This is a genomic window from Streptomyces sp. NPDC003016 (genome assembly GCF_053591455.1).
The window spans coordinates 124,759-140,420 of the sequence record NZ_JBSFTV010000010.1 but is presented as its reverse complement, the minus strand read 5'-3'; the positions used below and the strand labels follow the sequence as shown (position 1 = coordinate 140,420).

The following is a 15,662-nucleotide window of genomic DNA, read 5'->3' as shown; positions in this document are numbered from 1 at the left end:
CCTAGCCCGCGCGCCGCGCTCCCCCCGCCGGGCGTCTGCCGGGCTCCCGGGGGACGTCGGCCGGGCTACTCGTTCGTGAACTCCTCGACGACCGTCGCGCCCAGCTCCCGCACGATCAGGTCGTGGCCGGACAGCGCCGAGTCGACGAGGTCCGGATCGTCCTCTTCCGGTACGTCGTCCTCGATCGCCATCGGCGGGGGAGGGGGCGGGGGCGTCGAATCCACGGCGTAGGAGGCACCGGAACCCGTCCTGGCCCCGGGGCCGGGACCGGAGGCGGAATCCGGTGCCGGGCGCTGCGGGCCGGAGGGCTGGGGAGCGGCGGGGGCGGCCGGGGCTGCCTGGTACGGGGGAGCGGGGCGCGGGGCCGGGGCCGGGGGCCGCCCGCCGAAGCCACCGCCGCCGCCCGGGCCGCCGCCGAAGCCACCTGTGCCACCGGGCGGCTGCGCACCGCCACCGGACGGGTCGACGACCGACTCGACCTTCCACTGCACGTTGAAGGACTCGGCCAGCGCCTGCTTCAGCACGTCCTCGCTGCCGCTGCTCGCGAAGTTGTCCCGGGCCCCGGCGTTGATGAAGGCGATCTGGAGCGTGGTCCCGTCGAAGCCACTGACGTGGGCGTTCTGGCTGAGCAGGATCCAGGTGAAGCGCCGCCGGTTCTTGACGGCCTCCAGGATGCCCGGCCACATGTTCTGCACCTGTGCGGCGCCCTGGGCGGCCGACTGCGACACGGCGGGCGCGGGGGCGGCTGCGGCAGGGGACGCCGCCGGGGCCGCGACGGGCGCGGCCTGCGGCTCCGGCCGGCCCTGGCCCGGAGCGGAGGCGGTGGGCCACCCGCCGGGCCGGCGGCCGGCGTCCTGCCCCACGCCGGCGCCGCCACCCGCACCGGGCCACGCACCGGGCCGCTGCCCGCCCTCGACGGCGGCCGGAGCGGGTGGTGCGGCCACCGGCGCCGGAGCGGGCGCAGAAGCCACGGGCACAGCGGGAGCGGGCGCAGGAGCCACGGGTACAACAGCGGGAGCGGGCACAGCCGCCCCCACTCCCCCGTGCGCGTCGGGCCCCGGTACGTACCCCATCGCGGGGCCGGGAGCGGCGGCCGCGGCCACGAACGCGCCGCCGCCGTTGCGCTCCAGGCGGTCCAGCCGCGCCTGGAGCGAACGCTCGTCGTCGAAGGCCGCGGGCAGCAGCACCCGGGCGCAGATCAGCTCCAGCTGGAGCCGCGGCGACGTCGCGCCCCGCATCTCGGTGAGCCCCGTGTTGACCAGGTCGGCGGCGCGGCTCAGCTCCGCCGCGCCGAACACCGAGGCCTGCGCCTGCATCCGCTCCACGACATCCGCGGGCGCGTCGATCAGGCCCTTCTCGCGTGCGTCGGGAACGGCGGCCAGGATCACCAGGTCCCGGAGCCGCTCCAGCAGGTCGGCCACGAACCGGCGCGGATCGTTGCCGCCCTCGATGACCTGGTCCACGACCTCGAACGCGGCGGCTCCGTCGCCCGCCGCGAAGGCGTCCACGACCGAGTCGAGGAGCGAGCTCTCCGTGTACCCGAGGAGCGCGGTGGCCATGGCATATGTCACACCGTCCTCGGCCGCGCCGGCGAGCAGCTGGTCCATGACGGACATCGAGTCGCGCACGGACCCGGCCCCGGACCGCACGACCAGCGGAAGCACCCCTTCCTCGACCGGGATGTTCTCCTTGCCGCACACCTCGCCGAGGTAGTCGCGCAGCGTCCCGGGCGGCACCAGGCGGAAGGGGTAATGGTGCGTACGCGACCGGATCGTGCCGATGACCTTCTCGGGCTCCGTCGTCGCGAAGATGAACTTGAGGTGCTCCGGAGGCTCCTCGACCACCTTCAGCAGGGCGTTGAAGCCCGCCGGGGTGACCATGTGCGCCTCGTCGATGATGTAGATCTTGTAGCGACTGCCGGCCGGACCGAAGAACGCCTTTTCCCGCAGGTCACGGGCGTCGTCCACACCACCGTGCGAAGCCGCGTCGATCTCGATGACGTCGATCGATCCCCGGCCGTTCCTGGCCAGGTCGACACAGGACTGGCACGTGCCGCAAGGGGTGGGCGTGGGCCCCTGCTCGCAGTTCAGACAGCGGGCGAGGATGCGCGCGCTGGTCGTCTTTCCACAGCCCCGCGGCCCGCTGAACAGGTACGCGTGGTTGACCCGGTTGTTACGCAGGGCCTGTTGCAGCGGGGCAGTGACATGCTCCTGCCCGATGACCTCGGCGAACGACTCGGGACGGTAGCGGCGGTAGAGCGCAAGGGACGACACGTATACGAGGTTATCGGGACCCACCGACAACCGTCCCCGCCCAACGCAAGCGCCCCCCACGCACCCGCCAGAGCCCACTTACCCTTGCTGCCTTCCGGCCCTGGGGGAGTTCGGTGAGATAGCGCCACGTGAGGGGCTGGCCCCCACACTAGCGGATCACCCCCCGGAAAAACGAGCCGGCCCCCGACCGCGCGGAACGCGTTCGCGAGCACTCCTCAACGTCTTGTATTGTTTGCCGCGGAGGATTCGCCTAGTGGCCTAGGGCGCACGCTTGGAAAGCGTGTTGGGGGCAACCCCTCACGAGTTCGAATCTCGTATCCTCCGCCAGTGCCTCACCGGGCACTTGAAGGCCCCGACCGGGAAACCGGCCGGGGCCTTCGTCGTGCTCCCGGTCGGTCAGCGGTGGTTCTTCCAGAACGGGTAGTCGTGGTCCTTCGTGAAGTCCGCGCGCTTCCAGGTGCCCGAGGCCAGCGTCTGCACGTATCCGCCGGCCTCCTGGAAGCGCGGCCGGTTCGTACGGCCCGAGTCGGCGAGCTCCACCCATGTGCTGATCATCCGGTCGCGGAATCGGGCCTGGTCGTGCTTCACCTCCTGGAACAGGCCCATGTCGAACAGGTGGGCCAGCTCGGACATGTGCCGGGCACGCTGGTCGAAGCTGGGCGTCGGGTACGTGTCGAACCAGGGCGTGTCGCGCTCGCTGAACCCGCCCATCCGGGTCGGGACCCACTCCGAGAGCAGCCGTGCGGTGTCCAGTGTCGGGGCCGACCACGCCGCGTCCGTGCGGACCGTCGCCAGGACTTCGCCCGCCGAGGGGGACACCCCGAGCGGGTAGCGCTTCAGTACGTCGTCGGCCCTGTCGCCGAACTCCTCCCGGATCGCGGGCTCGTACGCCTCCGGTTTCATGAGGGCACCTCCCGGCGCGGGCTCCTGGCCGAGGACCCTGCCACGCTCCTCGTCGCGGTTGGCGCCGACGAGCACCGGCACCCGGTTGAACCGTCCGGTGCGCAGCGCTCCCGCGTCGGCAGCGTCCAGCTCGCGCTGATGTCAGGCGTGATGATCCAGCACCTGGGCGACCCGGCCACCGCGCCCACCGACGCCGAAGCGCTCCAGGGACTGCGCGGTCTCGGCGGACTCGCGCGCTGAGGCGCGCTGAGGCGCACCGGTCGGCCCCGAGGAATCCGCCGGCGCCGGCCTCACGCGCCGTCTTCGGCGCCGTCGGCCGTTTCCGGGCAGTGACCGCCTCGGCCCGTGACCGTGGCCGGGTCCGGCGCGGGGTGGGTGGGCGTCAGGCGTCTGAAGTAGAAGCTGCAGTCCTTGAGGGTGCCGGCCGGGTCGCCCGCGTAGGCGGGGACGACGCCGTAGCGGGTCCAGCCCGCGGCGCGGTAGAGGTGCTCGGCGGGGCTGTCGGTCTCGGTGTCCAGGAGCAGGAGCGTGGCTCCGGCGCGGGCGGCGGCCTCTTCGGCGGCGGTGAGGAGTGCGCGGCCCAGGCCCTGGCCGCGGGCGTCGCGGTGGACCATGAGCTTGACCAGTTCGGCGCGGTGCCTGCTGTTGGGCTTGGGGCTGCGGGCGAGGCCGAAGGTGCCGGCGATGCCGCTGGGACCGCGGGCGGCCCACACGGCGAGGCTGCCGTCGTCCACCGCCGGTTGCTGGGCGGCCCACCAGGCGACGGCCTCGTCGTGGCCGAAGGGGGCGAGGAAGCCGACGGACGCGTTGCCGTCGACCGCGTCCGCGAGGAGGCCGGCCAGGCCCTGCACGCTGTCGCGGAACTCGTCGGGCGACAGGCGTGCGATGACGTGAGTCCGTGTGCCGGCGGTCATGGCATGACGACCATGACCGCGTAGCGGGCCGGACCGGGCCCCGGACAGCGGAATCGCGAAGGGCCCCAGAGGCGGAAACGCAGGCAGTCCCCGGCGCGGAGCTCGTGGACGCCGCCGCCCGCCGTGACCTCCAGGGCGCCTTCCCGTACCCAGATGTGCTGCTCGACGCCCGGCACGGGAGGTCCTTCGTACGAGATGTCCGCGCCCGGCCGCAGCGCCCCCTCGACGATCTCGCCCCGCAGCCCGGGGTGCGGCGGGGACACCGACCGCCGGGTGAAGCCCGACTCCTCGTCGCGCCACACCAACTGGCGGCCGGCGCGCACCAGTTGCGGCGGCTCGGCCTCCACCTCGGCGAGCAGGTGCGACATCGTCCGCCCGTACGCCGTGCACAGGGTGCCCAGCATCGCCGCCGTCGGGCTGATCTCGGCACGCTCCAGCCGGGAAAGGGTCGACCGGCTGATGCCCGTATGCCGCGCCAGTTCGTCCAGCGACCAGCCGCGCTCCGTGCGCAGCTCGAAGAGCCTGGCCGCCAGTCGGTCCTCAGTGGTTCTCATTTCAGAGAGAATATCCCATTTCCGGGACGGCTGTCGGTCCGTCTGTCCATCGGTCCGTCAGTCAGTCCTCACGCCACCCGCTCTCCTTCTCCTTCCCCTCCCCTCCCCTCCTTCGCCGGTGGGGCGACTGCGGTCGGCCCGGCGCAGGATCTCCTCGGCGTCGTCGAGCTGCGGGTGGATCCACTGCTCAGTGATCATGCGTTTGCGTGCCTTCGCCTCCGACCCGGTCAGCCGTACGGTCCGTTCCCAGCCGGTGGTGGACACCGCCCCCGCGCCGCCGAGGTCCAGGCACGTCACATACGGCTTCGGCGCGAAGGCGGCGGGAGCGAGGCCCGGCAGGGCGGCGGCCGCGTCGTGCCCCGCGAGTTCGCCGAGGGGGATGGCGCGCCGGCAGCTCGGCAGCGCCTGGTGACCCGGTTCGGCGTACGCCGCTGCCATGTCCCCGGCGGCGTACCCACCGGCACGCCGGTGGCGTGGAGGAAGGGGGCGACCATCGGGCGGCCGATGCGGTCGCGGGGGCGGGGCGGGGAGCAGGGCGGCACCACCTGATCCAGCTCTCCTGGACCACGTCCTCGGCCTCGTCGACGCTGCCGGGAATCCCGTGGGCGATGCCCGGCAGGCGCCCGCGGAGCGCCTCGAACCCCTCCGCCACACCGTTTTCTTCGTTCACCTCATGAGGACGACACCGCCGCGTCACGTGTGACATCGAAGGACAACCCGGCCACCGTGACGGCCAGCACCTCGGCGAGCAGTACCGGTTCACGGCCGGGACGGCTGCCCCCGGTCCGTTCGCACGGACCGCACAGCGTCATCCCCAGAACCGCCCGCCACCTGCCGCGCGGGACACCGCACGCGTCGCATGCGTCGCGCTCGTCGTACGAGACCATGACTCCCCCACCCGTAAACTGTCCTGTTTACAGCCGACGGGGGAATCGTTCCACGAGGGTCTGACAATCATGCCGTGCGGCTTTGTCAGGTTCCTGCCGGTCCGGCCCGGAAGGCGGCCCCGGAGTCACGGCGGAGCGGATCCCGGGAGGGGCGTCCCCCGAACGGGGGAAAACCCGCCCGGCCCGCTCTCCGTACGGTGGAGCCCGCCGCGACCCGCCGCAATCACCGCGACGGGGCCGCCCCAACCGCCCCACAACACCGGAGGGGGCGCTTCCGCTCATGATTTGCTCCCGTTCTGGCGTTTGATACGGCCTTTGCGCCCCGCGCTCATGGCTGCGCCCGGAGCCGCTCGCCCGGTAGGCTTTCCGTGTGATCTTCAAGCGCATCGGAAACGGCCGGCCGTATCCCGACCACGGCCGGGAAAGCACCCGGCAGTGGGCGGATGTCGCGCCGCGCCCGGTCCGCCTCGATCAGCTGGTGACCACCAAGGGCCAGCTGGATCTCGAGACACTGCTCGCCGAGGACTCGACGTTCTACGGCGACCTCTTCGCCCACGTCGTGAAGTGGCAGGGCGACCTCTACCTGGAGGACGGACTGCACCGCGCGGTCCGCGCCGCGCTCCAGCAGCGCCAGGTGCTGCACGCGCGCGTCCTCGAACTCGACACCATCTGATCATCGGGCCGCCCGGCCACCCGGACGGCCCCCGGAGGCCGTCCCCATTGGTCCTTACGGGTTGGTCCGGCCCGAAGTCATTGATCATTTAGTAGGCATCATCACCGAGGCGCACTACGCTGCGCCCATGAGCATGCTGACACCCCCCGGCATGGGCGGAAAGTACCGCATCACGGGCGACAAGTACCCGCGTATGCGACGCCCCCGGAACCGACGCAGGACCATCCTCGCGGTGGCGGCCTCGATCGTGGCCCTCGGTCTGGCCGGCTGGGGGACTCTGCAGCTCATCGACGTCTTCACGGGCGGCGGGAAGAGGACCACGGCCGCCGGACGCGGGCAGGGCTGCGTGAAGCCCGCCGCGGCGTCCGCGCAGCCGAAGGCCGCGCTGCCCGAGCCGGGCAAGGTCAAGGTCAACGTCTACAACGCGACACCGCGCTCCGGCCTCGCCAAGAGCACCGCGGACGAGCTGAAGAAGCGCGGCTTCGCCATCGGCGAGATCGGCAACGCCCCCAAGGCGTACGACAAGAAGGTCAAGGGCTCCGGAGTGCTGCTGGGATCGCCCAGGGCGGCCGCCGGCGCCCTGCCCGTACTCGGCACGCAGCTCAAGGGCGCCCTGCGGAAGACCGACACCCGCAAGGGCGCCGAAGTGGACCTGATCCTGGGCGCGGCCTTCAAGAAGCTGGACACGGAGAAGGACGCGGACCGGGCCCTGGCCGTTCTGGCCGAACCCGCGCCCGCGCCCTCCTCGAAGTGCTGAGAACGCCGCGTCCGTACGACCGCTAGCCGGCGGTCCCGTACATCCGGTCGCCCGCGTCGCCGAGGCCCGGCACGATGTAGCCGTGCTCGTTGAGCCGCTCGTCGACCGAGGCGGTGACCACGGTGACCGGAGTGCCGGCCAGCTCCCGCTCCATGACCTCGACGCCCTCGGGCGCCGCGAGCAGCACGACCGCCGTGACGTCGTCCGCGCCGCGCTTGATCAGTTCACGGATCGCCGCGACCAGGGTGCCGCCGGTGGCCAGCATCGGGTCGAGCACGTACACCTGGCGGCCGGAGAGGTCCTCCGGCATCCGGGTCGCGTACGTCTCCGCCTGGAGCGTCTCCTCGTTGCGGATCATGCCGAGGAAACCCACCTCGGCGGTCGGCAGCAGCCGCACCATGCCGTCGAGCATGCCCAGACCGGCCCGCAGGATCGGTACGACCAGGGGGCGCGGGTGGGACAGCTTCACGCCCGTCGTCGACGTGACCGGGGTCTGGATGTCGACCTGCTCGGTGCGCACGTCCCGGGTGGCCTCGTACGCGAGCAGGGTGACCAGCTCGTCGGCGAGGCGCCGGAAGGTCGGGGAGTCGGTGCGCTTGTCGCGCAGCGTGGTGAGTTTGTGCGCCACCAGCGGGTGGTCGACAACATGGATCCGCATGGCGTCAACAGTAACCGGGCATCCCGGCGGCCCGCGCTGGCATCAACCCGCCGACCGGAGGGAAGGTGGGGTGGGAGACAAACCCGGGTTTGGGGTGGTGTGGTCGATGCCGGACGGGGAGCACGGTCAGGAACAGCAGGAAAACATAGGTGAGGCCGACCGCAGGCGGCGGCGCGCCCAGTTCCTGCGCGAGCTGCACGAGGCCAAGGCACTGCGTGACCGGGTGCAGCCGCGCCGGGCCCGGGCGGCCCGGATGCGGCAGCAGATGCGGATGCGTACCTTCCGCTGGTAGCGGGCCTGCTCGCGGGACCGGGACACGACGCAAGAGCGGAAGACCTCTCGCGGAGCGATTGTTTCTGCCACGATTCCGAGTGGGCGGGGCTCGGAGCTGCGAAACGGTTTCTCCCCACCTCAGCGAACCCTCCGGCCGGGAGGAACTCCAACCGGCACTTCTCAAGACCAGTGGGAGAGTCACGGTGTACTTCGCCGCACTGCTCGCGCGCACCGAAGACGGGTGGAAAGCGAGCGACACGGAGCTCGACGACGTGGAAACCCTGTCCGACCTGACCGATCTGGCCCGTGAGGCCACGGTCGACGAGGACACGGTGATCGTCTTCATCGAGCAGGAAGACGCATGGTTCGGCCTCGTCCGGGTGGACGGCGAGGAGGACCCTCGTATCTATGTCTCGGACGCGGCCGCGGCCGCCCGTTCCTCGTACGGGGAGATCCTGCTCACCGACGAACTGCTCGGCCGGGCCCCCGAGGACCCGGACGTCCTGGAAGTGCTCGTCGACCTCGACGGCACCGAGGACGGGGAACCGGACGAGGAAGTCATCGACGACGAAGAGGAGGCGATCACGGCGGACGACGGCGGTGCCGTACCGGCGGGTCCGCTCGGGGAGGCGGGGATCCTGACGGACCTCGGCCTGCCGGAGAAGGAGCTGCTGGCGCTCGACACGGACGCGCTGGGCGAGATCGCGGACGCCCTGGGCGCCGCCGACGTACTGGAGACCGTCCAGTAGTGAGTCCGGCAGTGACAGAGGAACAGCAACCGGATCCGGGCCCGGATCCGGTACGGGACCGGTGGCGGGCGTCCATGCGCCTGGCCCTGGACGAGGCGGCACGGGCGGCGGTGGCCGGTGACGTACCGGTCGGCGCCGTCGTGCTGGCCCCCGACGGCTCGCTGCTCTCGGCGGGCCACAACGAGCGCGAGGCGACGGGCGACCCGACGGCGCACGCCGAGGTGCTGGCCATCCGCAGGGCGGCGCACGAGCTCGGCGAGTGGCGGCTGACGGGCTGCACGCTCGTCGTCACCCTGGAGCCGTGCACGATGTGTGCGGGAGCGCTCGTGCAGTCGCGGGTGGAGAGGGTGGTCTACGGGGCGCTCGACGAGAAGGCGGGCGCGGCCGGTTCGCTCTGGGACGTCGTACGGGACCGGAGGCTGAACCACCGGCCCGAGGTCGTCGCGGGCGTACTCGAAAAGGAGTGCTCGGACCGGCTGACGGCCTTCTTCAGGGACCGCTGAGGGACCGCTGAGAAGCCCCCTGAGGGACCGGCCGGACAACCGGCCGGACAACCGATTTCGGAGCACGGCCCGGGGTGGGCTAAGCTCTCTCTCGGTAGCGTGTCCGAGCGGCCTAAGGAGCACGCCTCGAAAGCGTGTGAGGGGGCAACTCCTCCGTGGGTTCAAATCCCACCGCTACCGCTCAGAACGGAAGCCCCGACTCTCGGAGTCGGGGCTTTCGTGTTGTGCGGTTAGACTCGCGCGACTCAGGGGACCAGCAGGGGAGGCCGAGCAGCATGGTGCTGGCGAGGAAGATAACGCTCTACGTGGTCGTCGTCTTCGTGCTGTACACGATCATCAAACACCCCGAGCGGGCGGCCGATCTCGTCCAGGTAGGGTTCGAAGGCGTGTCCAGTGCCGCCCAGGGCGTCGGCGAGTTCATGACCCAGCTGATCCAGTGAGCGGGCGCCCTCCGCATCGAAGGAGTGCTCCTTGATCCGCCATCTGGTCCTCTTCAAGCTCAACGAAGGTGTCGAGCGGGACGAGCCGCGCGTCGCCGCCGGCGTGAAGGCCTTCGAAGAGCTCGACGGGACCGTTCCCGAGCTGGAGTTCTGGGAGTGCGCCTGGAACATCACCGACCGGCCCATCGCGTACGACTTCGCCATCAACTCGGCCGTCCAGGACCGCGATGCGCTGAAGCGCTACATCGAGCACCCGGCCCACCAGGCGGCCGCCGCGCAGTGGCGTGAATTCGCCACGTGGGTGATCGCCGACTACGAGTTCTGAGCCCCCGCGGCACCAGGCCCCGCACCGTTCCGGTGCGGGGTTTTTGCATGTTTAAGAACCAACTTGCCCTCAACACGGCTTTATACGGTGCTTGCACACAGTGCACATGTCTTGTGATGCTATGACCGCTTTTGACGGATGAGTTGACGTGGTTGACCGAGATAAGGGGTGGCGTGTCCGTGCCGGCCAGTACAGCGCCTCAAGCTCCGCCCCAGCAGCTTCAGCCACTCCCCCCCGAGACCGCGCCCGACGTCCCCGCGGGCAGCCCCGCGAAGCGCCGGGGCGCGGACACCAGGGCCCTCACCCAGGTCCTGTTCGCGGAGCTGAAGGGGCTGGACCCGGGTACGCCCGAACACCACCGCGTGCGCGGAGCGCTCATCGAGGCGAACCTGCCGCTGGTGCGGTACGCCGCCGCCCGGTTCCGCAGCCGCAACGAGCCGATGGAGGACGTCGTCCAGGTCGGCACGATCGGGCTGATCAACGCGATCGACCGGTTCGACCCGGACCGCGGCGTGCAGTTCCCGACCTTCGCGATGCCGACCGTCGTGGGCGAGATCAAGCGGTACTTCCGCGACAACGTCAGGACCGTGCACGTGCCGCGCCGGCTGCACGAGCTGTGGGTGCAGGTCAGCGGGGCCACCGAGGACCTCACGACGGCCCACGGGCGCTCCCCCACGACCGCCGAGATCGCCGAGCGCCTGCGCATCTCCGAGGACGAGGTACTGGCGTGCATCGAGGCGGGGCGCTCGTACCACGCGACCTCGCTGGAGGCGGCCCAGGAGGGCGACGGGCTGCCGGGGCTGCTCGACCGGCTCGGATACGAGGACCCGGCGCTGGCCGGGGTCGAGCACCGCGACCTCGTGCGGCACCTGCTTGTACAGCTGCCCGAACGCGAACAGCGCATCCTGCTGCTCCGGTACTACAACAACCTGACGCAGTCCCAGATCAGCGCCGAACTGGGCGTCTCCCAGATGCACGTGTCGAGACTTCTGGCGAGAAGCTTCGCCCGGCTCAGATCCGCAAATCGGATCGAGGCGTAACCGGATCGGGTAGGACCCGTACCTGGCCGAAAAGCCGCACACCCCCTCTTTCCAGCGCAGGTTTGTCGACTTGGCGCTACAGCGCGTTGCCGACATGTGACATTCTGCTGAGACCGCGTTTGCCGCAGCCACTCCTCCGGTATTCAGGTGGAGGCTGCTTCCTCCGACGGGAGCGCCCGCCGCTACCGTCAGCGACCTCAAGGGGGTGGCATGTCCGCAGAACAGGGCAGCTCGAAGGTGCTCACGAAGGAAGTAGTGCCTGCCGTGCTCGACCAGGTGACGGCTCCGCCGCCGCCGCTGGTGTCGCAGCCGGAAGCCATCGACACCCGCACTCTGTCCCGCTCGCTCTTCCTGCGGCTTGCCGCTCTCGACAAGGACAGCCCGGACCGTACGTACGTACGGGACACGCTGATCGAGCTCAACCTCCCCCTGGTGCGGTACGCCGCCGCCCGGTTCCGCAGCCGCAACGAGCCGATGGAGGACATCGTCCAGGTCGGCACGATCGGGCTGATCAAGGCGATCGACCGGTTCGACTGCGAACGGGGCGTGGAGTTCCCCACGTTCGCGATGCCGACGGTGGTCGGCGAGATCAAGCGCTTCTTCCGCGACACCAGCTGGTCGGTACGGGTCCCGCGCCGCCTCCAGGAGCTGCGGCTCGCGCTGACGAAGGCCAGCGACGACCTCGCGCAGAAGCTCGACCGCTCCCCGACCGTGCCCGAACTCGCCGCGGTGCTCGGGGTGTCGGAGGAGGACGTCGTCGACGGCCTCGCGGTGGGCAACGCCTACACCGCGAGCTCGCTGGACTCGCCCTCCCCGGAGGACGACGGCGGCGAGGGGTCGCTGGCGGACCGCCTCGGGTACGAGGACACGGCGCTGGAGGGTGTCGAGTACCGCGAGTCCCTGAAGCCGCTGCTGGCGAAGCTGCCGCCGCGCGAGCGCCAGATCATCATGCTGCGGTTCTTCGCGAACATGACGCAGTCCCAGATCGGCGAGGAGGTCGGCATCTCCCAGATGCACGTCTCGCGCCTGCTGACCCGCACGCTCTCGCAGCTCAGAGAAGGGCTCATCGCGGACTGAGCCGCGTCACCGGCGCCGCCGGCGGAGGCCCGGCACACGACCGCCGGGGCGCTACGACGAGCGCCCCGGCGGTCGTGCCGTGTCCGGGCTGTTCCGGGCGGCGTGTCCGCCGGCCGGGAGCGGTGATCAGCGGAGCGCGAGCCAGGCGACCGCCGCGAGGATCACGACGACGGCTACGACGCCGACGATCAGACCGGTCCTGGGACCGCCCGACGCCGCGGCCGCGGCCGGCTGCTGTCGCTGCGGTTCGCCGTCGTCCACGAAGGCGCGGAACATCTGGGTGCTGCCCGCCGGGTCGTGGTGACCCTCGGGGCCCTGGGGGGCATGGGGGTTGTGTGCCATGGGGAAGGACCCTAGCGAAGTGGGGACGCCCCGCACACCCCAGGACCCCTGTAGCGGCCCCTGGAGCGGTGCCACCGCACCTTCACGGAGCTGATCTGCGGCTTTACCGGCCGCTCGGCCGCCCTTGACCCGCCCCGGACCGATCCTTTTGGGTTCCTTTACTCCAGGTGGCCCGATTTCATTTGCCTGTAGCAACCAACCGCTTATATGGTTGCCCTAAGCAACAAGATGTTCGGAGGCGCCCATGGCCGCACAGAGTCGGTTCGCGGAACTGGCCCGGCAGCTCAGCGCCATCGGTGTCGTGAAGCGCGATCTCGCACGCATCCTCCCCGCGCACTGCCCGGCCGGATCGGCCGCCGTGCTCACCCTCCTCGACCACCACGGCGAGATGCGGATGAGCCGGCTCGCCGAGCTCCTCGCGGTCGACATGTCGGTGACCAGCCGGCACGTGGCACACGTGGCGGAGCGCGGCTGGGTCGACCGGGCCCCCGACCCGTGCGACAAGCGTTCACGCATCCTGCGGCTCAACCCGGCGGGCCGGGCGCTCCTGGAGGAACTCTCCGAGCGCTACGTCCAGACGCTCGCCGGTGCCCTCGACGACTGGTCCGACGACGAGGTCGGACAGCTCAACACGATGCTGGCCCGCCTGCGCCACAGCTTCGGTGAATGCCGGGCGCGGTCACCGCACCACTTCCAGCACGACGCAGCAACACCCGCAACACCCGCGTAAGAGCAAAGGAATTCAATGGCTACGACCACACCAGCCGGTGTGCGGGGCGGCCACGCCAAGCAGGGGTCCTCCCACTCCTCCGACGGCGCGCCGATGACTCACCGGCAGATCATGGAGGCCCTCACCGGTCTTCTGCTCGGCATGTTCGTCGCGATGCTGTCGTCGACGATCGTGTCCAACGCCCTCCCCGAGATCATCAGGGACCTCGACGGCACCCAGAGCGCGTACACCTGGGTCGTCACCGCGGCGCTCCTGTCCATGACGGTGACCACCCCCCTCTGGGGCAAGCTGGCGGACCTCTTCAGCAAGAAGCTGCTGGTCCAGGTGGCTCTGGTCATCTTCGTGATCGGCTCGGCGCTCGCCGGCATATCGCAGAACACCGGCACGCTCATCGCCTTCCGCGTGCTCCAGGGCGTCGGCACCGGCGGTCTGGTCGCCCTCTCGCAGATCGTGATCGCCGCGATGATCTCGCCGCGTGAGCGCGGCAGGTACGCCGGTTACATCGGCGCCACGTTCGCGGTCGCGACGGTCGGCGGCCCGCTGCTCGGCGGCGTCCTCACCGACACCGACTGGCTGGGCTGGCGCTGGTGCTTCTACGTCGGTGTGCCGTTCGCGGCCATCGCACTGGTCCTCCTCCAGAAGACCCTCAAGCTTCCGGTCGTCCGCCGCAAGGTGAAGATCGACTGGCTCGGCGCCTTCTTCCTGGCCGCCTCCGTCTCGCTGCTGATGATCTGGGTGACCCTGGCGGGCGACAAGTACGACTGGATCTCGTGGCAGACGTACGCCATGGTCGGCGGTTCGATCGTGCTCGGCCTGATCTTCGTCCTCGTCGAGACGAAGGCCGCGGAGCCGCTGATCCCGCTGCGCTTCTTCCGTAACCGCACGATCGCGCTCACGTCCTTCGCGAGCCTCTTCGTCGGTGTCGCGATGTTCGGTTCGACCGTCTTCCTGAGCCAGTACTTCCAGCTCGCCCGGGACAAGTCGCCGACGATGTCCGGCGTCATGACGATCCCGATGATCGCGGGCCTGTTCATCTCCTCCACCGTGTCCGGCCAGATCATCACCAAGACCGGCCGCTGGAAGGGCTTCCTGGTCGGCGGCGGCGTCGGCCTGGTCGCGGGCCTCGGCCTGCTCGGCACGATCACGTACGACACCGCGTACTGGCAGGTCGCCGTCTACATGGCGGTGCTCGGCCTCGGCCTCGGCATGATGATGCAGAACCTCGTGCTGGCCTCCCAGAACCAGGTCAAGCCGCACGAGCTCGGCGCGGCCAGCTCACTGGTCACCTTCACCCGCTCCCTCGGTGGCGCCATCGGCGTCTCCGCGCTCGGCGCGGTGCTCTCCAGCCGCATCACCCACTACGTCGAGGACGGCCTCGCCGTCCTCCACATCAAGCCGGGTGCGGCCGGCGGCGGGAACACCATCCCGGACATGGACGCGCTGCCCGCGCCGATCAGGACCGTCATGGAGAGCGCGTACGGAGACGGGGTCGCCGACCTCTTCCTGTACGCCGCGCCCATCGCGCTGGTCGGTCTGATCCTGGTCCTGTTCGTGAAGGAGGTCGCCTTGAAGTCGTCCAACGACGACGCGGCGCAGTCGGCGCAGCCGGACACGGAGCAGATGGCCGCGGCGCCCGCCGCGCCCGCCGGCGTGGCCGCCACGGCCACCGAGGCCACCGCCCCGGCCGTGACCGGCAGGACCCTGCACGGCACGGTCCGTACCGCCGAGGGAACGGCCGTACCGCACGCCGCGGTCACGCTGATCTCGCTCGCCGGACGGCAGCTCGGCCGCGCGGTCGCCCAGGAGGGCCGTTACGCGCTGGACGCCCCGGCGGCCGGTTCGTACGTCCTGATCGCCTCCGCCGACGGCTTCCAGCCGCAGGCGTCCACGGTGGTCGTGGGTGACGAGCCCGTCGCGTACGACATCCTCCTGTCCGGTACGAGCGGACTCGCCGGCACCGTGCGCGCCGCGGACGGCGGCCTGCCCGTCGAGGACGCGATGGTCATCGTGACCGACGTACGCGGCGATGTGCTCGCCACCGGCAGGTCGGCCGCCCAGGGCGACTTCGTCTTCGGCGAGCTGGTCCCCGGAACGGTGACCGTCGCGGTGAACGCGGCCGGCTTCCGGCCGATGGCGCTGCCGGTGGAGATCGGCGGCCAGGGCGTCACCCGCGTCGAGGTCGCGCTCCAGTCCGGCGCGCTGGTCCGGGGCACGGTACGCGGCGGCGCCGCCCGGCGCCCGCTGGCCGACGCCCGGGTGACGCTGATGGACGCGGCCGGGAACGTGGTCGCCTCCTCCACCACCGGGGACGACGGGGCGTACGCCTTCGCCGACCTCGACTCGGGCGAGTACACGGTCGTCGCGACCGGCTACCCGCCGGTGGCCGGAGTGCTGACGGTCTCGGGCCGCGGCGTCGACGGCCACGACATCGAGCTCGCCCACCCGGGCGAGTAATCACAGGCCCCCGGCCCGGGGCGCGTCCTCAGCGGAGGCGCGCCCCCGCGGCCGGTGCGGAAACGGGCCCCGGGCGGGTCCGACAGGCAGGGGACGGCCTGTCGGACCCG

General features: G+C 71.0%; 18 protein-coding genes, 2 tRNA genes and 1 other RNA gene. 13 read left to right on the top strand and 8 right to left on the bottom strand.

Annotated features, from left to right (window positions below; genetic code table 11):
• Positions 1 to 65 precede the first annotated feature (65 nt).
• Positions 66 to 2,273, bottom strand: a complete 2,208-nt coding sequence (locus ACWDZ4_RS11295; protein WP_451508141.1) for a DNA polymerase III subunit gamma and tau — start codon at positions 2,271 to 2,273, stop codon at positions 66 to 68.
• Positions 2,274 to 2,315: 42 nt separating this feature from the next.
• Positions 2,316 to 2,414, bottom strand: an RNA gene (ffs, locus tag ACWDZ4_RS11290) — signal recognition particle sRNA small type.
• Positions 2,415 to 2,512: 98 nt separating this feature from the next.
• On the opposite strand from ffs, the gene ACWDZ4_RS11285 reads away from it, so the two are divergent.
• Positions 2,513 to 2,600, top strand: a tRNA-Ser gene (locus tag ACWDZ4_RS11285).
• Between the two features lie 69 nt (positions 2,601 to 2,669).
• Here the strand turns inward: ACWDZ4_RS11285 and ACWDZ4_RS11280 are convergent.
• The 4 genes from ACWDZ4_RS11280 to ACWDZ4_RS11265 form a co-directional block, all read right to left on the bottom strand.
• On the bottom strand, positions 2,670 to 3,257 hold the full coding sequence (locus tag ACWDZ4_RS11280; RefSeq protein ID WP_451508140.1) for a hypothetical protein: 588 nt from the start codon (positions 3,255 to 3,257) through the stop codon (positions 2,670 to 2,672).
• A 209-nt stretch (positions 3,258 to 3,466) separates the two neighbouring features.
• The gene (locus ACWDZ4_RS11275) at positions 3,467 to 4,090 is read right to left on the bottom strand and encodes a GNAT family N-acetyltransferase (RefSeq protein WP_451508139.1); all 624 of its coding nucleotides are present in this window, start codon (positions 4,088 to 4,090) and stop codon (positions 3,467 to 3,469) included.
• Entirely contained in the window at positions 4,087 to 4,644 is a 558-nt protein-coding gene (locus ACWDZ4_RS11270; protein WP_451508138.1) for a helix-turn-helix domain-containing protein, read from the bottom strand. Before ACWDZ4_RS11270 ends, ACWDZ4_RS11275 begins: the two co-directional genes overlap by 4 nt.
• 57 nt (positions 4,645 to 4,701) lie before the next feature.
• Positions 4,702 to 5,082, bottom strand: a complete 381-nt coding sequence (locus tag ACWDZ4_RS11265; RefSeq protein ID WP_451508137.1) for a hypothetical protein — start codon at positions 5,080 to 5,082, stop codon at positions 4,702 to 4,704.
• 819 nt (positions 5,083 to 5,901) lie between these two features.
• Between ACWDZ4_RS11265 and ACWDZ4_RS11260 the strand changes: the two genes are divergently transcribed.
• Both ACWDZ4_RS11260 and ACWDZ4_RS11255 read left to right on the top strand, forming a co-directional pair.
• Positions 5,902 to 6,204, top strand: a complete 303-nt coding sequence (locus tag ACWDZ4_RS11260) for a type II toxin-antitoxin system VapB family antitoxin (protein ID WP_344496120.1) — start codon at positions 5,902 to 5,904, stop codon at positions 6,202 to 6,204.
• 127 nt (positions 6,205 to 6,331) lie between these two features.
• Complete coding sequence (locus ACWDZ4_RS11255) at positions 6,332 to 6,961, top strand: LytR C-terminal domain-containing protein (RefSeq protein WP_451508136.1); 630 nt, start codon at positions 6,332 to 6,334, stop codon at positions 6,959 to 6,961.
• Positions 6,962 to 6,983: 22 nt separating this feature from the next.
• Here the strand turns inward: ACWDZ4_RS11255 and upp are convergent, their stop codons facing one another.
• A complete protein-coding gene (upp, locus tag ACWDZ4_RS11250) occupies positions 6,984 to 7,619 on the bottom strand; it encodes a uracil phosphoribosyltransferase (protein WP_451508135.1) in 636 nt (211 codons plus the stop codon).
• Between the two features lie 106 nt (positions 7,620 to 7,725).
• Between upp and ACWDZ4_RS11245 the strand changes: the two genes are divergently transcribed.
• The 8 genes from ACWDZ4_RS11245 (at position 7,726) to ACWDZ4_RS11210 (ending at position 12,026) form a co-directional block, all read left to right on the top strand.
• Entirely contained in the window at positions 7,726 to 7,911 is a 186-nt protein-coding gene (locus ACWDZ4_RS11245) for a hypothetical protein (protein WP_451508196.1), read from the top strand.
• A 184-nt stretch (positions 7,912 to 8,095) separates the two neighbouring features.
• Positions 8,096 to 8,641, top strand: coding sequence for a tRNA adenosine deaminase-associated protein (locus ACWDZ4_RS11240; RefSeq protein WP_451508134.1), 546 nt, complete (start codon positions 8,096 to 8,098; stop codon positions 8,639 to 8,641).
• A gap of 74 nt (positions 8,642 to 8,715) precedes the next feature.
• Positions 8,716 to 9,144, top strand: coding sequence for a tRNA adenosine(34) deaminase TadA (gene tadA / locus ACWDZ4_RS11235; RefSeq protein WP_451508195.1), 429 nt, complete (start codon positions 8,716 to 8,718; stop codon positions 9,142 to 9,144).
• A gap of 93 nt (positions 9,145 to 9,237) precedes the next feature.
• A tRNA-Ser gene (locus tag ACWDZ4_RS11230) sits at positions 9,238 to 9,324 on the top strand.
• 95 nt (positions 9,325 to 9,419) lie between these two features.
• A complete protein-coding gene (locus tag ACWDZ4_RS11225) occupies positions 9,420 to 9,584 on the top strand; it encodes a hypothetical protein (protein WP_451508133.1) in 165 nt (54 codons plus the stop codon).
• A 31-nt stretch (positions 9,585 to 9,615) separates the two neighbouring features.
• Positions 9,616 to 9,909 carry a Dabb family protein gene (locus ACWDZ4_RS11220; RefSeq protein WP_450263772.1) on the top strand — a complete coding sequence of 98 codons (294 nt, stop codon included), beginning with the start codon at positions 9,616 to 9,618 and terminating at the stop codon, positions 9,907 to 9,909.
• A 179-nt stretch (positions 9,910 to 10,088) separates the two neighbouring features.
• Positions 10,089 to 10,949 (top strand): RNA polymerase sigma factor SigF, encoded by an 861-nt coding sequence (locus ACWDZ4_RS11215; RefSeq protein WP_344496108.1) that lies wholly within the window; start codon positions 10,089 to 10,091, stop codon positions 10,947 to 10,949.
• Positions 10,950 to 11,159: 210 nt separating this feature from the next.
• Entirely contained in the window at positions 11,160 to 12,026 is an 867-nt protein-coding gene (locus ACWDZ4_RS11210; protein WP_344496106.1) for an RNA polymerase sigma factor SigF, read from the top strand.
• Positions 12,027 to 12,152: 126 nt separating this feature from the next.
• Here the strand turns inward: ACWDZ4_RS11210 and ACWDZ4_RS11205 are convergent, their stop codons facing one another.
• The gene (locus ACWDZ4_RS11205) at positions 12,153 to 12,368 is read right to left on the bottom strand and encodes a hypothetical protein (RefSeq protein ID WP_451508132.1); all 216 of its coding nucleotides are present in this window, start codon (positions 12,366 to 12,368) and stop codon (positions 12,153 to 12,155) included.
• A gap of 244 nt (positions 12,369 to 12,612) precedes the next feature.
• Between ACWDZ4_RS11205 and ACWDZ4_RS11200 the strand changes: the two genes are divergently transcribed.
• Both ACWDZ4_RS11200 and ACWDZ4_RS11195 read left to right on the top strand, forming a co-directional pair.
• Positions 12,613 to 13,098, top strand: coding sequence for a MarR family winged helix-turn-helix transcriptional regulator (locus ACWDZ4_RS11200; RefSeq protein ID WP_451508131.1), 486 nt, complete (start codon positions 12,613 to 12,615; stop codon positions 13,096 to 13,098).
• 15 nt (positions 13,099 to 13,113) lie between these two features.
• A complete protein-coding gene (locus tag ACWDZ4_RS11195; protein ID WP_451508130.1) occupies positions 13,114 to 15,552 on the top strand; it encodes an MFS transporter in 2,439 nt (812 codons plus the stop codon).
• Positions 15,553 to 15,662 lie beyond the last annotated feature (110 nt).